A 24,273-nucleotide genomic window follows, 5' to 3' on the forward strand; every position below is an offset into this window, starting at 1 on the left:
CGCAGGATATTAACTTGCTAGGGCTGGTTGGCTATTAGGTATGCGGAATTAATTACGCGTCGCAAAAATATTATTGCGACGCCATTTTACACACTCCAAGGTAGCGCGGAGACTCCACAAAATCTAACATCCCAAGGCACGGCGATTGGGTTTCTCGGGATTCTGTACAGAGCCTAAACTCTGTTATTATTTTATGACGCAATTGAGCTGTCGGCGGCATTGTCTTTTCAGTTGAAAAATGACGGCGCTTGGTACAATTTCTAGTCGGGCTGCTTTTTAATCACTACAGATAGGACTTGTTATGCTAATGCCTCCCGAGGGATATGAACTTCTTCTCAAGTATGAATTAGATAAGAGGATAATGCTGGGGCAGCGCGGAGAGTGTAGGTATTGCAGAAAGAAAGTTGGCGAAGTGAGCTTTAGAAAAACCGCACACTCTTTGCCCGAGCTAATTGGCAATAAATTTTTGTTTTCTAATGATGAGTGCGATGAATGCAATAGTTATTTTGATAAAACCCTGGAAAATAATCTTGCAAATTTCCTGGGCATTGCTAGGACTACAACAAAGGTTCAGGGGAAGAAAGGGGTTCCGAAAGTAAAAACAGTAAGCAATGAACGTGTAGAGATGTATGGGAATGATATGATGATTATTGAGGCTTACGACTCAGATATGGTGAGGCTCAGCGAAGACAAGACGGATCTCCTCATAACCACCACGACAAATTCGTATATTCCACTGCAAGTTTACAAGTGCTTCATGAAAATGGCTCTAGCAATACTCCCCGCGTCGGAGATTAAGAGCTACAAGCAATGCTTTGAATGGGTTCGCCACAATAAAAGGCCGGCAAGATTTAATGTCGATTTATTTAAGGTCGTCAGGGCCTTTATTCCGGGGCCGATGCCCTACACCAATGCCTGGATCTCTCTCTTCAAAAGAAAAGGATCATCAAAAAAAGACCCACATCTTAGCTGCGCTGTCGGGTTCAATAATTTTGTTTTCTATTTCTCTGTTCCATTTTGCTCAAAAGACAAATTCCTTGACTATAAGAAAATGAATCAACTCTCTATACCGCATGCGTTTGGTTTGGCCAGGCAACGTGGACGATCAGTCGCCGAAGAGGTCGATCTTTCATCCTCCATTGCTATTAGGGTGAAGGATCAATCCTCTATGAGAAGCGATGGAGCTTGGATTGAGGTTAAAGCAGAGGATTTGCCGGACAGTTTAAAAGAACGAATAAAAGAACTAAAATTTATTTTGCCGGGTGAAGATAACAGCCCTTCAGATCCAAGATAAATGCTTTCTAGTCAGTGCCGAATGTAGTGGTCAACTCATCCCGGACACGGTTTTGAGTTTTTCTTCAGCTTTCGCCGGAGCCAGTCCATCGTTGAACTGATGGGATCGGATACAGTTGTAGTGGCCCATCAGGTACTGGCTAATGTCTCGTTGAGCTTGCTGCCCGGTCAGGTAGCCCGTGGTCGGTATCTTCTCTGATATCAAGCTGCGAAATACTCGCTCCATCGGCGCACTATCCCAGCAGTTGCCTCGGCGGCTCATGCTCTGGCGCATGCGGTAGCGCCACAGTCTCTGGCGGAACTGACGACTGCCATATTGCGATCCCTGGTCGGAGTGAAACAGTAGCCCTTGAGGCTTTCCGCGTTGTTCGTAAGCCACGTCCAGCTCTTTAACCACCAGGTCTGCGTTCGGCTTTTCTGATAACGCCCAGCCCACCACTCCGCGTGCATAGTGAATCGCCCCGGGTTTCGTTGACACCTCTTTGCCTTAAACTGAGGCCGTTTAGGAGGTGCCATGAGCAACCCGCGTTACCCCGAGGAATTCAAAATCCAAGCGGTCAATCAAGTGACCGGAAGAAGCTGCCTGTCGCTGATGTAGTGGCTCGTCTCGGCGTGTCGACGCATAGCCTCTATGCCTGGATAAAGCGCTACATCAAACCTCACGAAGAACGGCAGCAGGACGATGATCAGTACGCTGAACTGCGTCGCCTGCGAGTGGAACTCAAACGCGTCACTGAAGAGCGAGACATCTTAAATAGACCGCAGCGTACTTTGCCAAGGAGTGCGGCTGAAGTACGCCTTTGCTGCGCTTCCGAGTTCTTTCTGAAGCCGTCGCTATGATGCGAGTTGATGCAAAAGTGGAAAAAAAATTTTACTTCTGCCCCAAGGCCGGGGACTTCGGAAAACCATCGAGGACTTTGCCGATCTAGTCTAACTGGATATCAGGGTGGCCGTGTTCGACCCGGTGCTTTTCGTCTTTCTGAGTCGTCACCGCAACCACCCAATTTCGCGAGATCACGTGAAGCCCATTGCTCACCGCAAAGGCACTTGGGGAGAGCATGATGGCCAGCTAAATTTCAGGTTCATACTTGAAGCCTACGGCTTCCCAATCCCGCCAGTCAGGATTCGCGCCGTCAACCCATCGAACGTCTATGGCGGTCGGGTTGCTCAATGCTCCACTCCCTCCCTGATACCAGGCTCCGGTTACTTTCCCATTTGCTTCGACGGCCAAGGGCATAAAGTTTGAATGAAATGAAGGAGGGCGTGATTGTTTCCATCTAGGAACCAACAGATTTCTGACCCGCTCGTGCTCTTGGCGTTGGAGTTCATGGAGCACAGGGACCAGCTCGCTGAAGCCACATCGTACTGAGATCTCTGAGAACTTCTTGAAACCCACCGATTTCTGGGGCGCCTCCACATTGATGTCCAATGTTCTGCCGCTGCACAAGTAGAATTCAGCCTCGGAAAGGTTCAGGTGCGTCACGCTCACTTCAGGATCTTTTTCAACAACCGCGAGGATGTAGTATTGGGCGGGAAAGACTTTTTCGACCTTGTTCTTGTCTTTAGCCATATTCCATCTACACGTTTTATTGAGCCTCCAGTTTTCGCGATTGCTCGTACTTTTAATTTCAATCGTCACACCCCATGTCAGCTGCAAGTCAAAGACATCACCATGGGGTTGGTTGCTGTAAAAAGGTGCCAAGCTTTTAGCCAGCTGTCCTGGAAGCGGAACTTGGTGCGTCAAGTCCAGCACTCGGCCCAACACTATGTCGTCGACGTGATCTATCAGGTGTCGAGCCAGAATGAATTCGATCATGACACCGCGAATGACGGGAGTCGTGATGTTCGAAAATGCCCAATTCCAAAACTCCCCGACATCATAAGCGAGACGTTGATTGTCAAAAGAAAATTTCAGGTCTCTCGTTACTTTGGGGGACATGGTACACCGGTATTTGGAAGGGGCCGCATTGTAGCCATGGGTACTTGGCCAATCCAATCTGCGCGGAATTTTTAAACTGCTGGGAGTCGGCCAGCAATCTCCAGTGCGGTGTATTTCCGTGAATGCAATGTCGGAGCTGCAATTAAAGGACATTCGGGTGATCGGCCTGGAACACTTACTGTACCGGCTCCTGCCGCAGATCGAGAATGCAGCCCCCGCGCGGTAAGAGTAGTGGAGTCATCTGGGCATACCGTATGATGGCGACACCTTTGTCGCTCGGTGCCGCTTCGCAATGTCAATCGCTCCGCTTGATAGGCTCATATCTATATCATCAGGCCCTGACGAGTACAAAGACGCCCAGCGCCTAAGTGATCTGGCCGAGGCCCCCTATGTTGTTTTGTTGGGCGCGCCTGGCATGGGCAAGACTGTGGCGTTCGAGCATTTTGCGGAGCGAGCGGATGCGTCGTGCATTTCTGCCTTTTGGTTTCGCCGCAAAGATCTTTCCGATGTCACGACGGTGTTTATCGATGCTCTCGATGAAGTCCCCATGCAGAACGCCATTGAGATTGCAAAGTGCTTAGAAGAGCTACCGTCGATGCGATGGCGAGTGAGTTGTCGAGCGGAGGACTGGAACGAGGGTGGAAAGCTCAGCAAAGCGTTCGGTCAGGGGCTGGCAGCCCTTGACGAGGCCCCCGTCGTGGCTCAGTTGCAACCTCTCAGTGAGGAGGAAGCAGTCGCAGTGCTCACAGCGTTTGGCTGCTCAGAGCCCATCACGCTCCTCTCTACGCTGCAGACGCTGCGATCGACGCCCTTCGTGCTATCCCCGCTGGGGCTGAAGTTTCTCATGAGCGTAAAGCCCGAACGGTTGCCGTCGCTCACCCGTTTCGAACTGTACGAGTCCGGTGCACGCCATTTCGCTACCGAGCACAACCCCTCCAAGTCAGAAGACCGGCAACACGGCGAACCTGCGCCCGACGTCGTCCTAGACCATGCCGGGCGCGTCTTTCTGACTCTGCTCCTGACCGGAAAGCATGGCTTGCAGCGATCTGCTCCTGTCGCAGATACCATGCTGTCGGTGCATGACGCGGGGCTTGACCCGATCGCTCGCGAGACCGTCCTGGACACCGCGCTGTTCATGAAGAAGGGCGAAGACTTCCTGCCCTTTCATCGCAGCATCCAAGAGTTTCTGGCCGCCCGCTACCTGGCTCGCTTGGTGACAGGCGCCCTCGGGATCGCAAGACTACATATCGAACGCGCGGTTGCACTGTTGGTGTCGGTCGATGGGCTACCATCCGAAGGTCTGAAGGCGCTGTATGCCTGGTTCACCTGTCATCTGGTCAACGAGGGCGCACTACACCACGCCCAACGGCTGGTCCAGCGCGACCCGGAAACGCTGTTACTGCATGGCGATGCGGCCACACTTCCCGTTGCGTCCCGCGTCACCGTGCTGCAGGAGGTTGGGGCACGCGATCCGTTTTTTCGCTGGACTCCGGAGCAGTGGGGCCCAGCGCGGATCTGTTCCGTGGGACTTGTTACCCCGGACCTTGCGCCGCTGGTGATTGAGCTGCTGCAAACAGAGGCGTCCACGCACCGACTCAGCATGTTGCTGGAGGCGTTGTCGACCGGGCCGGCGCTGGCCTCCACCGCTGACGCCTGCTGGAGCGTCGCGTTACGCCAGAGTGACGTGCAATGGTGCCGAGAGCAGGCTATTGATGCTTGGCTACATAATGCTGTGACCTCAGCGGATGACATTTGGGGGCGGATCGACGAGCTCTGTTCCTCCGGGGAGACGTCGCGTGGTTACTTGCGCAGCATTGCACAACTTTTTTGCGCGATCCCTGCGCAACAGTTGGTGGTCGGCGACGTGGAGCGGGTTCTGGCTAGCCTGCAAAGAGCCAATAATGCACTTCTTCCGCGAGCTGCGCCGGAAGATGGACGCATGGAGAGCATCTACGCGATCAGGGATATCGCCTGTCATGTGGCAGCAGATTTGTGGCGCCCCCTGATTTTGGATACACCGAAGCGCTGGCGGCTACAGGCTGGTATGGGGGCCTTGGAGCACAAATTCGCCTCGGTGCTGTGCATCGCGGCCTTGTCGCACGATGGCGTTACCGCGAAAGAATTCGCGCATATGATGGTCGCTACCGGTGTGATCACTGGGGCCGAGTCAACCTTCAAGAAGGCTGCCGGAGAATGGTTGATCGCTCGATCCGCCTCCGAGGAGGTATTGCACGCGTTGCTTTTGATTGCGGACCAGGAGGTAGCCGATAGTGGGTCGCTTGCCCTCGGACTGCGAGCGCTTGGCTTGAAGCCTAGCGAGACGCTGGTGCGCCTGATGCTGAACTCCGACCCACTGATATCCAGCGTCGGTTCAGCATACGTCGGCAGACAGGTGGGTAACTGGGCACTGGAACGAGGAGAGCCCGTACCGGCCTGGCTGATTCCGGTACTCCACGAGAGCCCGGGTGCTGCCGCTGACGCCGCCCTGCAATACGTACGGCTACACGTTGAAGAAGAATCGGAGCGACAAGCGCACCAACGGGATAGCATCGAGCAGTGGCTAGTCCGTCAAATAGCCGAATGGCAGTTGCAGTTACCCTCCGTGGTCGCAGGTAAGGTCGACGGGGCCTTGTACTGGGGGGCAGAAGTCTATTGCGGTAGTCGCCCGATCACGGGTCGTCACGGAAGCGGGATAGAGGCGCTGCAGGAAGTGTTCGGTGAACCGCTGGCTCAGTCAATCCTTGAGGGGCTCGCCCGTGTGTGGTCGAAGGGCGAGTATGAAGATGAACGCGGGGCTAGCGGAGCCATCACAGCCGCGTCTGCTTCCATTCACCTGGCGGACGGACAGGATTTCTCCGCGGAATCTGCGGGACGAATTCTCAAGGTCCTTTTCGCCACAGTGACGATGCGAGATGCCTATCTCAAGGAACGCTTAGAGAGCTGCTGCATTGATCAACTCATTCGATCGTTCATAGACGATCCTGCTTACTTTTGTCAGCTCGCCCATAAGCGGGACGCCAATTGGAACGCGCTTTTGTACAAGCTGCGAGAGCATCCAGCGCGGTCCGCGTTACATGCATGGGCCGTCCAGGTAGCATTGGAGCAGCCTGATACGCTGAGTGGAAGTCTTCTAGACAGCGTGCTTCGGCTGGCTGAAACGAATGCTGAAGCGCCAGAACTGACGCCGCTATTGACTGATGTGCTGTCCCATTGGTCGAACAAGGGCGACGGTACTGATGCTTTGGTCACGGGTAGCGATCTGCGCTGCGCTGACCGCCTGCGCTGGGCATACTTTGCCGTCTGCCTGCAGTCGGATGTGTTCAGCAATGACTTCGTACATGCCCTTGACGAGGCAGAGGACGCTGTCATTCACCGGGTGATCTTCGACGGATACCCCAACTGTAGCTATTGGCAGACGCCGACGTCCACGCTGGCCGTCAGCCGCCTCCTGTTGCAGTTCCTGTTCCAGCGCACTCCATTGATGCAGGGACACTTTGAGCGCGTTTGGCCGGACACAGTGAAAGTATTGAAAGCCGTTTCGTTGTCGGATGAACCAGGCGTCGAGACGATCCTTTTGGAATTGCTCACGGACTCTGAGGGTACACGCTGGGTTGATACCATCAGGCACGAGCTCGAGCTTTACAGGCGAGATGTCCGATCGCAAACACAGAAGCTACTCTCCCCGACAGATCTGGCAAAGGTGCTGAGCGGCAGAGGCCCTATCAATGCGCAGGACCTGAAGGCCTTGGTGCTGTTGAGCCTTGAGGAAGTCGCTGCCGAGTTGCAGCCTTCTCCACATAACCTGTGGAGGCTTTTTTGGGACAACAACAAGCCCAAGGTCGAGAACGATTGCCGAGACGTGCTGGCCGGCAAGCTCAGAGACAAACTTGGCTTTTTCGGTAGCTTCGAGGTGTCCCCTGAAGCGGCGTCATCCGGCGGAACGCGGGCGGACCTGCTTGTTACCCATGGCCCATTTACCGTGCCGGTCGAAGCGAAACGGACAAGCCATACACATCTCTGGTATGGGCATATCGGTCAGCTTCAGACCTATACATTGGCGAACAGTACCGAAGGTCAAGGCATTTATGTGATCTTCTGGTTCGGTAATGCGCTTGGTGTGACGCGCCCTCCAGCAGGCATAAAACCCGAAAAACCTGAAGCGTTGAAGGCGGCACTGGAAAATCTGCTGCCAGCCGAGCTAGCTGCTACAACATCAGTGGTGGTATTGGATGTCTCCAATGCCGCGCAGGCAGCGAAAGTGCGAAAGGACATCGAGTTCAACAAGGCGAAAGCAGCCAAGCCACTCCCCCCAAAAAAATCGAAAGCTGTGGCAGAACTACCCCAAGGAAGTGAAGGCAAAGGCACATAAGAGGTACCCACCATGCTGAGGTCACTCGCTAAAGCCCGCGTGCTACTGCAGGCGCGTATCGTGCCAAAACCTTTTGCGACAGGAAAACACGGATGTATTTGTCAGCGCTCACGATTCAGAATTTCCGGCAGTTTGGAGCTGGAGGGCAGGGGTTGGTAATTCGCTTCAACAATGGCGTCACAGCGCTGGTAGGCGAGAACGATGCGGGCAAGTCGTCCGTAATTGACGCATTGCGGTTGGTGCTGCAGACCCGGGATGGGGAGTACGTACGATTGCAGCCTGACGACTTCCATTTCCCTGAGAATGGTCAACAAGCCCATCAGATCAAGATCGTAGCAAAGTTCTCCGCCCTCTCGACTGCGGAGCAAGGCGCGTTATCGGAGTACGTCACGTTTAACAAGCAAGAAGCTGCGGTGTATGTGCACTGGACTGCACGCCGACTGAATGACGATCAGTTGGCTCGTCGCTGGGTTGATATCGCGGTCCGTAGCGGCCATAGCGGAGGAGGGCCAAGCTTGGACGTCAATGTGCGTCAGTTGCTAGCCGCCGCGTACCTGCGACCGCTGCGCGATGCTGAGCGCGAGATGTCGCCTGGCCGTGGGTCTCGACTGTCCCAGGTTCTGAAAAACTTTCCTCACATCAAGCACGGTGCTGATTTTAACGCTGACCAACCTCTTGCAGACCTCGATCCTGCCAGCCTGAGCCTTGCGGGTTTGGCGGAGTATCTGCGTCACCTGGTCAACCTGCACGGGGGCGTGAAGAAGGCCCAGGACACGATCAACGATAACTACCTCTCCCACCTAGGGTTGGAGGGCGATGATCTGCACAGCCACATCAACTTTGTAGAGGGCGGGTCGGAGTCATCGCGCTTGCGCCAGATCCTTGAGCGCCTGGAACTAGGGCTACTAGATCAGCAATCTGGTGATACGAAGGGTTCCTACGGACTCGGTTCCAACAACCTGCTGTTCATGGCCTGCGAGCTGCTACTTCTGGGTAGAGAGCCTGACGGGCTGCCTTTGCTGCTGATCGAGGAGCCGGAGGCGCACCTGCATCCTCAGCGGCAACTGCGGTTGATGGAATTTTTGGAAGCAGCGGCCAAACCAATGGCATGCAAGCTGGAAGAGTCCAACCTGGAAGAGATCAATCAGCAGCGCCCCGTGCAGATCATCCTGACTACTCACAGCCCCAATCTGAGTTCCAAGATCGCATTGAATAACCTCGTGCTCATGCATCGGCACAAGGCCTACTCGCTCGCGGAGAAGCAAACTAACCTTGATGCCACCGATTACCGGTTTCTGGCGCGGTTCCTGGACGTCACCAAAGCCAACCTGTTCTTTGCACGAGGTGTGCTCATCGTTGAGGGGGATGGGGAGGCTATCCTGCTGCCGGCACTGGCGAAGATCATGGGCCGGGATTTCACCCGGCACGGGGTTTCCGTGGTGAATGTGGGCGGCACCGGGCTCGGTCGATACTCCCGCATACTGCAACGGGCGATACCGGAGGAGGGTACGCTCAATATCCCTGTCGCCAGAGTCGCAGACATGGATGTGATGCCTGACTGCGCGCCGGCAATCCTGGGACTGGTGGACGATGACAACGATCCCAGGTGGAACGGGAAGCACCGTCGGTGGAAAGCCATGAGGCATTTCGGGGATGATGAGAAAACCCGTGATGAAGCCCTAGCGGCTCGTCGCACAAACCTCAAAAGCGACGATGCCCAGAACGTTCAAACCTTCATCGCGAATCACTGGACGCTCGAATACGACCTGGCATACGCGGGCCTGGCGAAGGAGCTTTTAGTAGCCGCCAGGCTCGCGGCAAATGATGACGCGCTGAACATGGAGCGGAAAAAAGTTAAGGAGGTCGTCGAGGCGGCAGAAGCAGAGTTTGAGCAGCTTCGCCAGTCAACGGACACCCATGCCCATCTCTGCTCACACATTTACAGCCTGTTCACGTCTAGGACTGCATCCAAAGCCATCACTGCACAATACCTGGTCGACTTGTTGGAGGATTGCCTGCAGCGCCAGGTGCTCAGCCGCGAGCAGATTATGGGTTGGCTGCCAGGGTATCTAACCGAGGCGATTACCTACGTGACAACGCGTCTCGAGTTAACTCAAGAACCGTCCGGAGATTGATCATGACCGCGTTTCGAGATTTGGTGTCCGAGATTACGGAGGATGACGTTGCCTGGGTCGTTGAACTCATGAAGCTCAAGGAGCTCGATGCGCCTCGAATTGAGTTCCTACGATCGCGTGAGACGCTGGATGTCTCCGCATGTCCTGGGAGTGGCAAAACGACGATGGTCGTCGCGAAGCTTGCTATTCTCGCGCGCAAGTGGACGAGCCGTACCCGCGGTATCTGCGTCTTATCCCATACGAATGTTGCGCGTCACGAGATCGAGCACCGGCTCGGGAACACCGAAATGGGACAGCGGCTGCTCAGCTACCCACACTACATAGATACGATCCACGGCTTTGTCAGCCGATTTCTCGCCACGCCATGGCTGCTATCTGCCGGGTTTCGGTTCACAGCCATCGATGATGAGCTGACGCATCGCATGCGCTTCAATTGCATGACGCTCGCTGATAGAAAAAAAGTCCGTGGATATTTCGAGCGTAGCAATTTCAAAGCTGAGAGTCTCAGGCTGACCAGCACCGACTTCACCGACCCGCTCACAGGCAATAACTTTCCCTGTGGTCCGGATGCTGACAGCTACAAAATCATGGCAGCCGCGATGGGTGAGGCCGCCAAGCGTGGTTACTTTTGCTATGACGAGATCTTCGTTCTGGGCAAGGCACAACTAACCGAACGACCGGGCGTTGGCGCATCCCTTCGGCACCGTTTCCCCTGTGTACTTGTTGATGAAATGCAGGACACGTCTGATCTTCAGAACGAATACCTCAGTACCATTTTTCCACGGGAAGATGGGGATCTCTGCGTGACACGAGTGGGCGATCCTAACCAGGCAATTTTCGACTCTGAAGCAAGCTCCCAAGGCAACGATTTCCCAGATGTCGTACAATCGCTGGACATTGCCAGCAGTTTTCGATTCGACGAATCAATCGCGCTGCTCGCTAACCCTTTTGCGTTTCATCCCGTCGCGCAGCGTCTTAGAGGGCTTCGCGCGAAGGGGAATGAGCAACGGCTACCTCATACCATTTTCGTTTTCCCGGATGGAGATTGCGGCGAGGTGCTCGATGCTTATGGTCGCCACGTACTGCAGCACCTTCCTATAGAGCTGCTTCAGAAAGCGACCATCACTGCTCTAGGCTTTACGCACAAGGGCATAGACCCGGAAGACCAGGACGAGCATTACCCCAAAACAGTGGCACATTACTGGGGGAAGTACGACCGCAACGCCGGCGGCTCAGGTTACAAGCCACCCACACTGGTGGAGCGACTACGTTTAGCCAGGCATCACCTTACTAACGGGGAAACGGCGCATCAGGCGGTGGAGGAGATGGCTCGTGCGTTGATCCACCTGGCGAACCTGTCTGATCCTCGTATGAGGATCAAGCCTGGAGCGCGGCAGCACGTTCAGGTACAACAGCTGTTGATCAAGCCTGATGATCTGCAACAGTACCAACATCTGGTAGTCGAGGTTTTGTTCAGCTCCGAAACGATCAGCCAGCGTCGCTGGAAGGTACTGGGACATCGCTTCTCATCACTTGCGAAGGTACTCGCGGCTACCAACGAGCTATCGGAGGCTGGAAAGGACTATCTGGGTTGGGTAGAAGACGCTCAGGAGACTATCCAAGAGGAAACCGTCGCACCGTCAATGAATACGTATCGATGCGTGCACGAGCAAAGAACGGTCGACATCAAGCTTGGCTCCGTTCATTCGGCTAAGGGCCAAACACATACCGCGACACTGGTTCTGGAAACGTATAACTATGGCCATGTACTCAACAGCCTGATGCCCTGGATGCTGGGGCAACAGTGTCATGGCGGCAAGTCTGTGAAGATTCGCCAGAGGAGGCGCCTTCTGGCGATGTATGTCGCCATGACCAGGCCAACACACCTGCTGTGTTTGGCGATTAGCAGGCGATCACTGGGAGAAGGTGAAGCGTTTGAGCAGAGTCGCCAGATGTTGATCGACCAAGGCTGGAACGTTCATCAGATAGTACCCAGAAACACCGTCGATAGTGTTGATCCAACTCCGTGAAAACTTGCGCTTTTGTTAGCCTCCGATAAGGTGGAAGTTATTTGTCTTGAATTTTTGGCACTCATCTCCTGCGCAACCTCAGAGACAATGAGAATGAATGCAAGCCCCTGTCTGCCACCCTATGTGGGCAAGACAACCGTTTATATAGATCAAAACGTACTGACCATGGCTGTCAAAGGCCACGACCCTGCATTCTTTACATCGTTACTTGACCGATTTCAGGTCATCTACTCGGACGAGACGCTGCGTGAGATCAAGCGCAGCGGCCAGCCTAATAAATTCCTGGCAGCCCTCGACTCCCTGAACGCAATGCACTTCAGGTATCAGGTCAACGATAGCTTCGAGCCTACTGGGGAAATGATCCTCCATGAGGTTCCTCCCGTCCAAGCCTATGACAATTATCTCCAGGCGGAGCCGGTCTACGACATCATGTTGGCGGCAGCTCATCAAACCACACTCAAGCTCTACGGGGGCCGCAGCGACTCGACTTTCACCGAAATAGCCTCTGAGCAGATCGACGCGTTTGATGGCCTAATCAAAAGTCTGTCTGCCCCTCTTGCCCAACTCGACCATACCCACCCTCATCTGCGCGCGTCCATCGAGCAATACCTCCAAATCCTACAGTCCCAGTACGAACAAGTTTCTGTGATGTCCGCCGCCGAGATGAGGAAACACATCAGCGATGAGAGAGATCAATCGGGAGTGAAAAATTACCGGGCCTCGGTTGGATTAGGTCCGAAGGAACTCAACAACATAAAGCCTCCCCGCGTCATTGAGAAAATATGGCAGGCCTACCAGAACCTTGATGGCTACCGCGATCGGGGCTACTCGATCGAAAACTTCCTCGGCATCGCCGCCACGCCTCTGTACAGCCGAGACATGCACGTGCATGAAAAAGTTACGGCCATTTACAACTTGCTGAACGTCATTGGCTACAAGACCGACAGCAAGCTCAAGCGTGGATCCAGATATGTTGCCGCCATCAGCGATGCTGCTCATGCGGCAATCGGATCCCGCGCTCACATCCTGCTCAGCGCAGACGAAGTTTTTGTGGACAAGGTCCGGACGATTTACGAGTTTCTTGGGGTGACCACCGAGGTGGGGCTTGTGTCTTTGGTCGACGGTAGAGTCCTAATAAAAAGCAAGTAGTAGGCCATCGAATACACGCCAGCGATAAGCCCCAGTCAACAGGCATTAACCAGTAAAGCGCCAATACATCTTGGGGGACAAACGGTCGCCTGAATGCTCTTCCTTCAAACTTACGCCTGTTGATCACGCCAGTACGCAGCCCGCAGAACAGACACACAAAGGCAAAAGCCCGGTCAAAAACCGGGCTTTGCAGAACCCTCAAGGGGAGATAAAACTCAAGTGCCTCAGGGGCAACCGACCAAACTCTACGAGCGGTTGGCGCACATGTCAACGCTTCGCGTCTGATACGAAGTAGTCAGGATACCGTAATGTGTAGTCATCAGTGCTGACGCAGCCCGGTCTAGCGCTCTAGGCAGATTACCATGCCGTAATTTGTAGTCGATATGAAGAATGCTAAGCTGATTATCGGGTGTTTCTCAAAGGTGCCATCACTGACTCTACGTCCAAACCGTTCACAAAGCAGTTGTGCGCTATTACTGACAGCGCCTCAAAAAGCTTGTCTCGCTGTCTTGCCAACGCAGCGTTCTCCGCTTGAAGACTTGCAATACGCTCTTCGAGACTCCTGCGCCGGCGGGCACCATCCGGATCCCTCCCGCTTTCCCTCATTTGAACAACACGAGCGGCCTCAATTCTGTCTCCACGGTCACCTCCTAGCGTAGCTCGGCTTGTCAGGCCCAGCCGGCGCTGCACCTCGGGTCGGGAAATGGGAGCGAGCTCCACTCCTGAGCTAATCATCTGGGCGAGCAGGGCGTCTATTGCCTCATCTAGAGTGCCGCCCCGCAATATCTGTCGTCTCGCCATAGTCGCCTCTAGTCATCTGAAACCGAACTGTGTCGTTTGTTCGTATCTGCCACTGTCACAGGATGCCCATCTGGAAACACGCGTTGCACGCCTATATTGGTATCGCGTGCAAGGACGGATCTTAAATTATTGAGCTTGTCTTCCTGGTCTGCCAGCCATACATCGCTGCCTGCCTCTCCGGCACCGGCATCGCGCATAATGGTAATTGCGGTCGTCAGATTCTCGGCTTGTCTCTCAAGGTTGGTCCGCTCCGAAGGAGTGCCCATCAGATGGAGATGCGAGCAGCCATTCCAGCACTGAAGATGCTTAGGGCAGGGCGCTTGGGAGAAATCGTGAATGCACCCTCCAAAAGGTGTCACGTGCAGCGCCGTGGCGTGTACGGCAAGGAATGCTTCTGCCGTGGTAGTGCCTTTATCTGAAAGCAGCGCATGATAACTGTCGGTCAAAGCGCCTTGAATGCGCTTATCTCTTATGCCCGCATGTAGAAAGTCGATACGCTCGTGATGGCTATTGAAAGCCAAAAACTCTTGATGGGTAGCAGCGTCTTCTTCAATGCTTGTGTGTTGGTAATAGACATTCTGGTCGAGACGTTTTCGCCCCAAAGCCAGCGCCTGCTGAACATTGCTCATGCCAGTCAGATGGTAGATAGTATTTCGCCAGTGGCGCGGTTGATGGCTAGTCAGCTTGATCGGTGTCCCATCAGCTTCAAATAATGAACGACGCGAGAATATAGACGAGAATCGCGGATCCGCGCCGAGTGCTCGGTTAATGTCAACCAACGTGACTCGTCGCGGAATGGCGCGGAACACATTGCCCTCACGTCCACCTAAACGAAATTGTCCGTCAAACGCAATTGCAAGCGTTTCGCTAGTCTTAAGTACTGTCCGTGGCATGCCACCGATATTCTCCGTTAGAGTCTCATGACCGCACAGCTTAGGGATGAGTAGTTTTTCAATCTCACCGGCTAGGTACCTCCGTCTCCTAGCTTCAGTTGATTTAAGCTTTGTTTCATCGTCAAATGGGTCAATGCCATTTCTAGATAGATACAAATGGAGATTCCGACCTGAGCTTGACCCGTCACTAAATCCGAGCCACCGGAGAACTTGATTCTCAGTCAGAATCTCGTGCGGCAAGTATTCCCAAAGGCGTCCCGGATTGGCCTCTTGCCATATAGCGATTTCTCGTTGCTCCTGCGTCAGTACCTTTAGTCTCTTGACTGCACGCCTGGCTAGAGGGATGTCGCTTTCTGCAAACCAATGAACACGAGATTGAAAATGCTTTTCCGCAAAGTACCTGATTCCGCATTCGACCAATCGTTTGCCATTTGCATCTACAACTATCTCGCCTGTTGCGCCTTTGATTGGCCTTTCGACCCAACAGTCAAAAGGAATTACCGCTACCTCGTTCCCCCTTTGGCCTGTCGCGATCAGTAAATCGATAACGCGCAGTAAGATTTCTTCACTGTCACTAAGCGGGTTATTTGAGCAAAGGGCGTAGGCTTCCATCGCCTCCCGAGAGGGTAGCTTCTCGTCAGATTTACGCTGTTTTACATCACGATCGGGATCATGCAGTGAAATATAATCGTGACGGCGCTTTTCTGGTTTTGCATCATGCTCAAAGTGGATGGCGATCTCAGTTAATTGCAGACTATCAATCGTATCCGCTACTACTTGAAGGTGAGAGATCGCGTCGTACAGATTTTTGTAACCACTATGGCGGAGAAATTCTACGACGCGATCAAAGTCGCCTCGTGTCAATTGTGTTGGATCGGACGCGCCGCGCTCAAACAAGGGGTTGTATATCCGCCGAATAGCAATATTGTATGCGGCCACCATCGAAAACTTTAGGTTCCTGGTGCGTTGTAGATACACAATCAGGGCCTTGCTAAAATCTTGGAATTCGAAGGGGAGTGGGCCCTTGGCCGGAGAAGGATAGCCCGTTTTTTCGAGGGCTTGCCGGTGCGTCTCGAAAGTAAGCGTATTTTGCTTTCCCCGTTGTGGTAACCAGCTTCCGACGGCCCATAACGATGAAGACCACGGTGTAGAAATCGGTAACGAATGGAAAATCGCTTGTTCCCGTGTAACAAAACCTCCGAGGCGTTGACTTGCTCTAGACAGCGTCATCTGCAGCATCCCCAGTTTGTTGCCGGCAGCGCTCGATTGTAGCGCTTACCGCGAGAATGGTTGTCTGATGCTGGGCCAGGGGCCGGTTATGAATGAGATCTCCGGCTAGTTCTGCCATATCAATGAACCGTTGGGCCTCCCGCTGGAGCGCATCCTTTACCTGCTCATGGCGGCCGTCAGCAAAGGGGTGGAACTTCTTGCAGGTGTAGCACGCGTATATAGGGTTGTAGGGACAGTGGGTATGGACCGGCAGGGCGCAGGCACCAATATCGCCTATGTACTGCGTATCAATGACGCCGCGGACGGCTCTTTCAGGAGCTGTATCGCGGCGTTGGACGATTTTCCCAGTTAATAAGCTGCGCATGATGCGTTGATAAGCCGGGCTCTTACCCAGTGCTTTCTCTTTGATCCGGGCAATGTTCGGGGTTGCAGTGACATAAGCACGCGCCGCAACAGTGCTGTTGTGGCCGAGCAGTTCAGCAATCATGTCTGCTGGAGTACCCTGATCCGCCAAGCCTTGACCGAGATGATGACGCAGTAACATAGTTACTTGGTTTGGTTTGTCTATTCCGGTTTCTCGAAGCTCCTGTTTAAGTCTCACCCCGATTTCAGTTACCGAGAGGCGCCTTCCGTTAGGATTTACAAATAAGGGTTCGCAGTCACTGCCAAAACGGCGTTGCAATTCCGAAACATGCTGCGAAATTTTGTCACCCAACCGGGTGGTTATTTTGCGGGGCCGTCGCTCAGGTCTGCGCTGGCCAACTTTTTTAGCCATGGGTAGCCAAAGAGTGTAGTACTTATCATGATCAGCGCTTTTAATGAGTTCAAAATCCGCAATATCAAGCGAATGGAATTGAATCGAACGCGGGCCTAATTCGAAACTCAAGTGGAGCATTATGTTGAACTGGGCTTCACTCCAGTTTTGGGTCTGGATATTGCGTTCAATTCGCTGAAGTAGCCGGATTTCTTCATCAAGGGCTAAACCGGACTGGAATAGAAATATACGTTCGTACGGATCAAGGCGGCTCGTCTTAATTTCTTTAAGTGCCAGATATATTTCTTTGTCAAATCCTAAAATCCCACGATTAAGGGCCCAGCGATAAAACGTTCTAAAAAAATAGTGCTCTCGCGAAATTTCGACCAAGTATTTATGGTATTGATCACTTCCTGAAGAGTCCAAGGAAATTTGGCCGAAAGATCGCTATCAGCTAGTCGTCCGAACACCCCGGAAGCTTTGAATGCCGTTACAGGCGCATACTTTTCAAGCGCATAAGCTACAAACGCTTTGGCGATTTGCATGAGATTAGGATGCAGGTGGATCGCAGTCCAATCGATTTCCATCGCAATTCCACCGTCGTACCAGGTCCACACCTTCAGCCGCGTATCGACGTAGCGTGGCTGGTCATTAGTGCGAGTTCGAATTGCAACGTAAGCGGGTCCCCTGAACACGTAAGCTGGCAAAGAGGAGGGTGGTGTTGCTTGTTTTTGATCGGCTGATTTGGCCACGGCGAACCTCCTTAACTGTCAAGTCGGCTCCAGGCTGCCGAGGTGCGCTGGGCATTGTGGAGGTTGGCCGACTCCGCTAGATAACGACCTGCGTAACGGCGTGGCATCGTCGAGGTCTCAGACCAACCGCAGACTCGCCGCAGTTCGTCCGTGGCCCGATCGAGGTCATGCCCACGTTTTTCAACCAGGTAAGCCAAAAACCGGTCTGCAAAGGTGTGGCGAAAGTCATGCGCAGAAAGCGTAGGCAACAACCCTGGGTGAGCCAGTTCAATGGTCAGAAACAGCCGGTCAAGAACGTTAGACAACGCGCGGATCGACAGCGGGCGGCCACGATCCGAGATGAACAAATAGCGGTACAGTAATTTCATCGGTTTTCCGTCACGCAAAGGGCGCCGTTCGCTCTGGATATAGCGCTCGTAGACCTCATACAACTGTGCGGAGATGCCCACAGTTCGCCCATGTGTTTTGAGAGCAGGCTCTTCAACGCGCGGGTCGCCGGGATCATGTTCGCGATCATTAATGCTGACATAGGCGTGCTGAGACCCTGTATTGATATCCGTGGTGTAGAGTTTCAGAAGCTCTCCGCGACGGATGCCGGTCTCCAAGAGCAATTCAATCATTAGCCAATTACGCAGTTGCAAACGTTCCGGGAACGGATTCTCCACAGCGCCAGGGCGAATCAGTGTGCGAACGATCTGTAGTTGCGTATCTGTCAGGCTGCGGTAACGAGTGCGGTCGGGACGAACATTGATGATATGGCTCTCAAAGCGCCGCTCAATGACGTCGGCAACATCGGCAAATACCACGTTGATGTCAGCCTGTGTGGCTAAATTCTGACGGGCGCGCGGGATGTAACGGGTGACGCACCAAGACAGGTATTTCTTCAGCAGGCGCAGGTATTGGTCACGTGTTTGTGAACTGATCTGCTGAAAAAGTACAGTGCCAGCTTTGCCGATTCGGGCGATCAGATTATCGGCATGACGGCCACTTTGGAGCCAAATAGCGTAACCGTCCAACAAAGCCAGAATCGCCTCAAAGTGGCAGGCCAAGATGGCCTCATCGATATTCAGATCTCGGCTTTTGGCATAGGCGTAGAAAGCCTGGATCGCGCGCAGGTGCGCCGCAGCCGTGTTGTAAGCGCGGTGCCTGAGTTTGAGTTGGACGTAGATGAACGGAATGAGTATGGGCAACGGCGTCGCATCACCAGCTTGTACAAGCAGCGGTAGTCGTTGACCTGAAGAGAACCTGCACTGAATCAGTTTCATCGACAGCCACCTCATTCAAGGAATCGTCATGAACACTATGGACATGGCCCGTTGAGAGAGTAGGCGTCAAATACGAATTGGTCGAATCAGTGACTTACGTGACTTATGAACATATCTGACATAGCATCTTGTTTAACATAATATACATTATGCGTACCGACATATACGGAGCTGGGGGGCTCTGGAGGCTGCTTTTCACCAAGTGATCAGCTCTCGGAAGTAATCTCCTTTCATTTCGAGAACTAAATTCCTTGCATAGCCGTTTTGCCGCCTGGAAAAGAATTTACATCTACAGATGATCTGCACTGATGGGTTCACGACGTATTCTTTTTTGGTCTCCATTGGCCCTCGTGGTCTCCGTTTAAGGATTTCACTAACCAGGCCGGCGTGTCCCTTGCGGGCTTCGTCGCGACTGATTTTACTTCGTGAATCGCAGGTCCACCTCCAAGCACGGCGCTGTGTGAAATCTGCAGCTTTCGGCATGGAGTTGGTGCACGGATTTCACGGGCTGCCATTCGCGCAATGACCAACGCCGGCTGAGTTACATTCAGATAAGGTCGTGGAGCTTTTGCAGCCACCTAATACCCTGGTAGCTGCTCCAGAATTTGGTTCGCTCAAAAGCGCAGTGATGTGCTAGTGCGTTATCGTTGTAAACCAAATTTTTTACTTGTTAACCACGGTGGTTAACAGATCAGAAAACAGGTTTACAGTACGCCACGACTTGTTCAGGGCGTTTACTTTTGCGTTGGCGGCGATTGCGGTCTCTTCGCAGGCCTGAAACTGCTTGCCAACGGGCATTGCTTTCGTGAGTGTTGAACTGCTAAAGCCCTTATGCCATAACGAAAAATGCTCCGCATCTTTTGATACGGAGCATTTTCTTTTCTGCTAATGAGCCCATCTGTATTCGGGTAAAGCAGATCCGGTCACCACTTCGCCTTATAAGGCATCGGCCCGCCTTGCGCGAGCACCCTCTCGGGCTAGGGGACGTTCGAATCTCAACCGGTTAGTCGTCCCGCAGTTGCATTGCTACAGTAGAGAGAGGTTGACGCCTGTGTCAATCACATTGACAGCGCCTACCCCTACACGCCCGGGTCAACTGCCCCCAGCTGCGCAGTAATTCTTTAATTTCGTTCGCTGCGGCGAAAGCGCGAATGATTACCTCCAGCGCTCCGCTACCTGATCGACATGTAATATCCGATGACTGTCAGAATCTGAAATCTGCAATGCAGTATCCCGTAAAGGATAACAAGATGCCGGCCCCGTATCCGCTGTTTAACACCTACAAAGAATTCGTCAATCACACTAGCGATGAACCTGACCCGTGCCTACCGCTGGTGATGAACTATCTGGCGAACTTTGATGCATATCTCAAACCCATGGACGGTTTCGAAGCCGTCCGTGGTTTTCTGCGTTCGTACTCCAACGTCGGTATGTCAGGTCGTCTTGATAGGCTTATCGAGAGCGGATGCGTGGTCTCGCCGGACTCAGGGTTCCGTAAAGCGAGTCTGCTCTGGTTGCGAGAAACAAGTATGCACCACAGCGCAAGGACGTTGAGGATGGATGACGTAACCAGACTTGTGCGAAAATCAAACGCCGAAACTGCCTACCAACGTTTCTGTGCGTGGCGTGGTTAGAATCTAGCAGGTCTGCCCTACTCTTTCTGGGGGTGGTTTCTAGCAAGCCTTTTTTAACTCAACTAAACATCTATTTAGTTGAGCTAATAGTCATCCTGTTTTGGTGTCATCCTTCCAAGCCCTATTTTGCCATATCCGATAACTGTCAGACTTGGATATTGGGCAGCCTTCTAGGCCACGATGGGTGCTGAACCAGGCATGGTTTCCGTTCCAGCCCTCAAATTTGCTGCCAGACACATTCTTGTCGACCTCGCGGAGGTGAAGTCGCTGGCGAAGGCGACCGGCGCACCCTGGCTGCGGCTGGTCGACGTCGGCCCTGCGCGGGCGGAGTTCGTGTTGCCCACTTTCACAGCGCCAGCGCCGCTACGGCGAGTCCTCGATACACCGATTGCCTCAGGGCATATCGGTACCACCAAGACCCTGAAGCCGCAGACCCTGGCTACAGCAAAAATATGGGATTACTCGGCGACCTATTCAATGCCTGGACATGGATTGCAGCCAGGTACAGATGCGGTATACGCCCGAGTGACCTCGCCTATAGCCGGTCAGTCTCTCACTCGAACAAGATTTTCCGAACAAAGTTTGCTTGTCGCGGCCGATAATTTCATCGCAACTGCCGGAGAATGCATCGGTGGAATGGCCGTCATCAGCGATCTGCAAGCCTCTGCTGCCCGCCTCGAGCACGAGCTCGCCAACTACGCACCGATCAGTAGCTTTGGCTTAGGTAAAGTAGTGATCGTATCGGCGCGCATCGCGCACAACGGAAAGAAATGGGAGTCCAGTAACGCTGATCTTGAAGTTGATGTCGATAAGGATGGGGCGTCGCTCAAGCTGGGCGTAAAAAGCCTCGAAGCTTGCCGTTACCCCTGTGCCACTACTGACCTTTATGCAACCCGAAACGAACAACTCGCCGGCGGTTTTGGAGCGCGTCCCCAGAAGAGGCCCGTCTTCCAGGAGTTTATTTATGCAACGCCTTCAGTCGGGTTTAAAAGCGAGGCCCTGCCAATCATCGAAGTCGCGGAAATGCTCACCGGCGGCACGGCTTCTAATGATCCGCAGAAATGGCTCACCCAAGTAATTAATGAGCTTCTTGGCGGCGCAACCACCGAACAGCTACAGCAACTGCTCGTGCAATGCACGCTCGGATTTTATCCAAACAACGTGTACTCATTGACAGGGCAGAATAGCGAGCCCACCGCATGTCACCATGCTGACATCGAGAGGAGATAGCGCCAGCACTGATATACCTGCAGGCGCCTCAAGCGCGGCAACTATGTGGCTTAGCGAGGTCGGCGGTTCCGCAGCACTAGGGTTCTGGAGTGCGGAAGTGATTGTATTTAGAAATGGAGCGGGCTCGGCGCCGGAAAGATTCCTTGCACTGCACAGAGTCCGTGGCGAACTTGCCAAAAATGGCAATGCCAGTGAGAAGAAAAAGCTCGCGAATGGGAAGCAGACGGGAGCGAAGGCGAAACCCTAACTCAATGCGACCGGCCAATTGCCGCAAGCGTTTCCTCGCCGCCAGCTTCCAAGGCTCAACGGCCCAGCGCTCAGCAGCTGGGCGCTGACGTCAATGACATCAACTTCAGAGCCGCTCGGATGCAGCCCTGAAGTTGCGCAAGCACTTGCCGTCGCGCGTTATCCCGCTCCCCTTCGTCAACTATGGGAACTCCCTGCCCCTAGCCAAAATTTTGACAATAGTCGCAGAGTGCTATAACTCTTTAACTCCGCGATCTTGGCGAAATCGGGCTCATAAGATAAGATCTCTCTTTCGCCAAGGGTTTTAAATATGAGCAGTGGGATGCCGGAATATAAGAAGAGCTTAGATGACGAGCTAGACTGGTCCTCGGTTGAGCAATACCATGAATCAACAATGCAAATTAGCAATCAATGCTTTGAATACAAAAAATTATGCGTGGGTGCCTTGGGCATTATTATCGCGGCCATGCTGAAGCTCGGAACGGATACAACTCCATTATTGCTTTCGCTAACCTGCCTATTCATTAGCACCGGGTTCTGGATGTGCGATACCACAGCCTATTACTATCAAAGAGTGAATCGACAGAAAATTTTGAATCTTCAAACTAAAATCTCAAACCGAAACACTGGAGAATCTATCGCCCCACCTATACTGCCTAATTCATGGAATGCAGCGATTTTTAACAAATCCATGCTGCTATACATTTACTGCTCAACCATTTTCGTACTCATCATGCTCGCAACCATCATCATGCATATTGTCAAGCATTTCGCCTCTGGCCAGTAAAAATGAAGATATTTATCAGCTACACCACCAGAGACAAAATAATAACGAGAGACTTTCTTAGTATCTTGGAGTTCGAATTATCTGACTTGGGGGATATCTATATCGATCTTCTTCACAATCACTCAAAAAATAAGCAAGCAAGAGTGGCAAATGAGTTGCAGCAGGCAGATATTTTTATGCTGCTGAGCACTGATTCCATAAAAAACTCACCGTGGGTAAAATGGGAAATAGATACTGCGAAGGCAATTGATCTTCATGGCGTCACCATACATGCGGACGCTTCCACAAACGAATTTTCCATAGATGAAATTCGCCTGACCATCTCTGGTGCTATCGATAAGTTAGTTGCAGCCCGAAAAGCTCCCCCATTAAGTCTCTGAAAAACCAGAGACAAAAAATTATCACCCCGATGGTTATATCTGCCACCCACTAAAGGTAATAGGATAGTTATGAGTGAGCTCTCAAAGCGGGAACGATTGCTGATTTTTATGGAACAGCTTGGGTCCGCTGGATGTGTGGGAACGAAAAGCGAGGCCTTCAAGCTTGTAGAAACGATTTTGGATAAAGTAGAAGATGATCACAGCGGACAGCCTAAAAATTATAAAGATACAGGGCAACGTATGTATTTATGGGATTTTACCAAATGGGTTCACGATGACTCAGGGCTCTCATCTATAGTGCTAAAAAACCATATGCTATCTTTGTACGAAGACGGCAGCATCAAAATAGAAATTCTCTTGGGGAGTGGTCCGATCACTGTATTCTCCAAGTCGGGCATGACGGCGACCATTTAATACCCCTCGCACGACTTGAAGCTACCCCTTCAGGGCCTCTAGATCGGCCAGGTATCTTTTGAGTTGACGGAACTATGCGAACTTTGACATAAGTAATTCTTGAGTAGTAATTTCCCAACGAGACTATAAATGGAAATTCACATCTAGGGATTACCAACGTCCCATCGCCATTGTCTGCGACGCCCCCGCCAAGGCTGTTCAGAAAAAATACAGTCGGAAGTATCATTAAAAATATGACACCCCAGTGCCGCTTGACTTTGCGTGACATGGCCTCCATGAGCAACATCATTCCCACCATACACCTGCAACTACGATACCGATCTCACTCCCGCCCAGAAAAATCCGAACATCACAATGAGCGAGGAAACAGCTATAACCCCATAAGTGGCCCAACCATATCTAGCAAAGAGAACAACAAATCTAAGAAGCGAGAAAGATGTAATTGTGATCGCAAGGACTATTAGAGCAAAGCAATAAATTCCTGCGATCGCAGCCCCAAAATTGGAAAAAACCCCGTGCGTCGTCAGCATGAGCACGCTGCCTAAAAAGCCGCCCAACGCTTGTTCACCCAGAAAAGCCGATACCACCGGAAACGTAATAGGTACCTCATTGTCAGGTAAGGCCAGGAAATTTGAGAATCGGGTTTCTCCGGCCGCTTCGATCCGTCTCCTTGCGAACGGAAGCCACAATATAAAGCCCCCCAAGGCGCTGATCATAACCGCCGAGAATACATATACCGGTTCGCGACCAGAAAGATAGAGTTGAAGATAGGCGACATCCAGCAGGGCCACAACAACCAAGACCACACCCGCAATAAGGAGCTCCCACCCTCCATAGACACCATTCAGATGTTGCTCGCCTCCACTATTCAACTCCGACTTCGTTTCGTTCATTTTTTCTACCCACTATTCCCGTTGACGGTTACTAGCATTAAAGATGTACGGATTAGGTAAAGTTCAAAACTCAAATTTT

The 24,273-nt window shown here is 52.6% G+C and carries 15 protein-coding genes and 2 pseudogenes; 10 read left to right on the forward strand and 7 right to left on the reverse strand.

The features are described from left to right. Positions 1-301 precede the first annotated feature (301 nt). Positions 302-1,294: an HNH endonuclease gene (locus ACWHXD_RS14230; RefSeq protein WP_138762731.1), complete on the forward strand. Its 993-nt coding sequence runs from the start codon at positions 302-304 to the stop codon at positions 1,292-1,294. A gap of 30 nt (positions 1,295-1,324) precedes the next feature. Here ACWHXD_RS14230 and ACWHXD_RS14235 read toward each other — a convergent pair. Next, a pseudogene (locus ACWHXD_RS14235) lies at positions 1,325-1,744 on the reverse strand (DDE-type integrase/transposase/recombinase); the annotation flags it as partial. Positions 1,745-1,807: 63 nt separating this feature from the next. On the opposite strand from ACWHXD_RS14235, the pseudogene ACWHXD_RS14240 reads away from it, so the two are divergent. Next, a pseudogene (locus ACWHXD_RS14240) lies at positions 1,808-2,095 on the forward strand (transposase); the annotation flags it as partial. 267 nt (positions 2,096-2,362) lie between these two features. Here ACWHXD_RS14240 and ACWHXD_RS14245 read toward each other — a convergent pair. Then, positions 2,363-3,232 (reverse strand): hypothetical protein, encoded by an 870-nt coding sequence (locus tag ACWHXD_RS14245; protein ID WP_138762732.1) that lies wholly within the window; start codon positions 3,230-3,232, stop codon positions 2,363-2,365. 415 nt (positions 3,233-3,647) lie between these two features. Between ACWHXD_RS14245 and ACWHXD_RS14250 the strand changes: the two genes are divergently transcribed. The 4 genes from ACWHXD_RS14250 to ACWHXD_RS14265 all read left to right on the forward strand — a co-directional run bounded on the left by ACWHXD_RS14250 (position 3,648) and on the right by ACWHXD_RS14265 (position 12,915). Continuing rightward, positions 3,648-7,601, forward strand: a complete 3,954-nt coding sequence (locus ACWHXD_RS14250; protein WP_499084148.1) for a DUF8371 domain-containing protein — start codon at positions 3,648-3,650, stop codon at positions 7,599-7,601. Between the two features lie 92 nt (positions 7,602-7,693). Further along, positions 7,694-9,736, forward strand: a complete 2,043-nt coding sequence (locus ACWHXD_RS14255) for an ATP-dependent nuclease (RefSeq protein WP_138762735.1) — start codon at positions 7,694-7,696, stop codon at positions 9,734-9,736. 2 nt (positions 9,737-9,738) lie between these two features. Beyond that, the gene (locus tag ACWHXD_RS14260) at positions 9,739-11,766 is read left to right on the forward strand and encodes a UvrD-helicase domain-containing protein (RefSeq protein WP_138762736.1); all 2,028 of its coding nucleotides are present in this window, start codon (positions 9,739-9,741) and stop codon (positions 11,764-11,766) included. 93 nt (positions 11,767-11,859) lie between these two features. Beyond that, positions 11,860-12,915, forward strand: coding sequence for a hypothetical protein (locus ACWHXD_RS14265; RefSeq protein ID WP_238344575.1), 1,056 nt, complete (start codon positions 11,860-11,862; stop codon positions 12,913-12,915). 809 nt (positions 12,916-13,724) lie between these two features. Here the strand turns inward: ACWHXD_RS14265 and ACWHXD_RS14270 are convergent. The 4 genes from ACWHXD_RS14270 to ACWHXD_RS14285 are packed head-to-tail and all read right to left on the reverse strand — an operon-like array spanning position 13,725 to position 18,610. Beyond that, on the reverse strand, positions 13,725-15,848 hold the full coding sequence (locus ACWHXD_RS14270) for a hypothetical protein (RefSeq protein ID WP_499084150.1): 2,124 nt from the start codon (positions 15,846-15,848) through the stop codon (positions 13,725-13,727). Continuing rightward, on the reverse strand, positions 15,826-16,983 hold the full coding sequence (locus ACWHXD_RS14275) for a tyrosine-type recombinase/integrase (RefSeq protein ID WP_238344576.1): 1,158 nt from the start codon (positions 16,981-16,983) through the stop codon (positions 15,826-15,828). Before ACWHXD_RS14275 ends, ACWHXD_RS14270 begins: the two co-directional genes overlap by 23 nt. Beyond that, positions 16,911-17,345 (reverse strand): hypothetical protein, encoded by a 435-nt coding sequence (locus ACWHXD_RS14280; protein WP_138762739.1) that lies wholly within the window; start codon positions 17,343-17,345, stop codon positions 16,911-16,913. The genes ACWHXD_RS14275 and ACWHXD_RS14280 overlap by 73 nt, the downstream gene beginning before the upstream one ends. An 11-nt stretch (positions 17,346-17,356) precedes the next feature. Continuing rightward, a complete protein-coding gene (locus ACWHXD_RS14285; protein WP_138762740.1) occupies positions 17,357-18,610 on the reverse strand; it encodes a tyrosine-type recombinase/integrase in 1,254 nt (417 codons plus the stop codon). A gap of 1,832 nt (positions 18,611-20,442) precedes the next feature. On the opposite strand from ACWHXD_RS14285, the gene ACWHXD_RS14290 reads away from it, so the two are divergent. The 4 genes from ACWHXD_RS14290 (at position 20,443) to ACWHXD_RS14305 (ending at position 23,301) form a co-directional block, all read left to right on the forward strand. Continuing rightward, positions 20,443-21,474: a hypothetical protein gene (locus tag ACWHXD_RS14290; RefSeq protein ID WP_020302107.1), complete on the forward strand. Its 1,032-nt coding sequence runs from the start codon at positions 20,443-20,445 to the stop codon at positions 21,472-21,474. A gap of 556 nt (positions 21,475-22,030) precedes the next feature. After that, positions 22,031-22,507, forward strand: a complete 477-nt coding sequence (locus ACWHXD_RS14295; RefSeq protein WP_139129447.1) for a hypothetical protein — start codon at positions 22,031-22,033, stop codon at positions 22,505-22,507. 2 nt (positions 22,508-22,509) lie between these two features. Continuing rightward, on the forward strand, positions 22,510-22,887 hold the full coding sequence (locus ACWHXD_RS14300; protein WP_020302109.1) for a TIR domain-containing protein: 378 nt from the start codon (positions 22,510-22,512) through the stop codon (positions 22,885-22,887). Between the two features lie 69 nt (positions 22,888-22,956). Continuing rightward, a complete protein-coding gene (locus ACWHXD_RS14305) occupies positions 22,957-23,301 on the forward strand; it encodes a hypothetical protein (protein WP_020302110.1) in 345 nt (114 codons plus the stop codon). 308 nt (positions 23,302-23,609) lie between these two features. Here the strand turns inward: ACWHXD_RS14305 and ACWHXD_RS14310 are convergent, their stop codons facing one another. Further along, the gene (locus ACWHXD_RS14310) at positions 23,610-24,194 is read right to left on the reverse strand and encodes a hypothetical protein (protein ID WP_020302111.1); all 585 of its coding nucleotides are present in this window, start codon (positions 24,192-24,194) and stop codon (positions 23,610-23,612) included. Positions 24,195-24,273: the final 79 nt, after the last annotated feature.

The sequence above is a fragment of the Pseudomonas fjordensis genome (assembly GCF_976987115.1).

What these genes read in the sequence shown, in the direction of transcription:
- ACWHXD_RS14230 (WP_138762731.1), top strand. Translation starts at nt 302, where the DNA reads ATGCTAATGCCTCCCGAGGGATATGAACTTCTTCTCAAGTATGAATTA.
- ACWHXD_RS14245 (WP_138762732.1), bottom strand. Translation starts at nt 3,232, where the DNA reads ATGTCCCCCAAAGTAACGAGAGACCTGAAATTTTCTTTTGACAATCAA.
- ACWHXD_RS14250 (WP_499084148.1), top strand. Translation starts at nt 3,648, where the DNA reads ATGGGCAAGACTGTGGCGTTCGAGCATTTTGCGGAGCGAGCGGATGCG.
- ACWHXD_RS14255 (WP_138762735.1), top strand. Translation starts at nt 7,694, where the DNA reads ATGTATTTGTCAGCGCTCACGATTCAGAATTTCCGGCAGTTTGGAGCT.
- ACWHXD_RS14260 (WP_138762736.1), top strand. Translation starts at nt 9,739, where the DNA reads ATGACCGCGTTTCGAGATTTGGTGTCCGAGATTACGGAGGATGACGTT.
- ACWHXD_RS14265 (WP_238344575.1), top strand. Translation starts at nt 11,860, where the DNA reads ATGAATGCAAGCCCCTGTCTGCCACCCTATGTGGGCAAGACAACCGTT.
- ACWHXD_RS14270 (WP_499084150.1), bottom strand. Translation starts at nt 15,848, where the DNA reads ATGCTGCAGATGACGCTGTCTAGAGCAAGTCAACGCCTCGGAGGTTTT.
- ACWHXD_RS14285 (WP_138762740.1), bottom strand. Translation starts at nt 18,610, where the DNA reads ATGAAACTGATTCAGTGCAGGTTCTCTTCAGGTCAACGACTACCGCTG.
- ACWHXD_RS14290 (WP_020302107.1), top strand. Translation starts at nt 20,443, where the DNA reads ATGGTTTCCGTTCCAGCCCTCAAATTTGCTGCCAGACACATTCTTGTC.
- ACWHXD_RS14295 (WP_139129447.1), top strand. Translation starts at nt 22,031, where the DNA reads ATGAGCAGTGGGATGCCGGAATATAAGAAGAGCTTAGATGACGAGCTA.
- ACWHXD_RS14300 (WP_020302109.1), top strand. Translation starts at nt 22,510, where the DNA reads ATGAAGATATTTATCAGCTACACCACCAGAGACAAAATAATAACGAGA.
- ACWHXD_RS14305 (WP_020302110.1), top strand. Translation starts at nt 22,957, where the DNA reads ATGAGTGAGCTCTCAAAGCGGGAACGATTGCTGATTTTTATGGAACAG.
- ACWHXD_RS14310 (WP_020302111.1), bottom strand. Translation starts at nt 24,194, where the DNA reads ATGAACGAAACGAAGTCGGAGTTGAATAGTGGAGGCGAGCAACATCTG.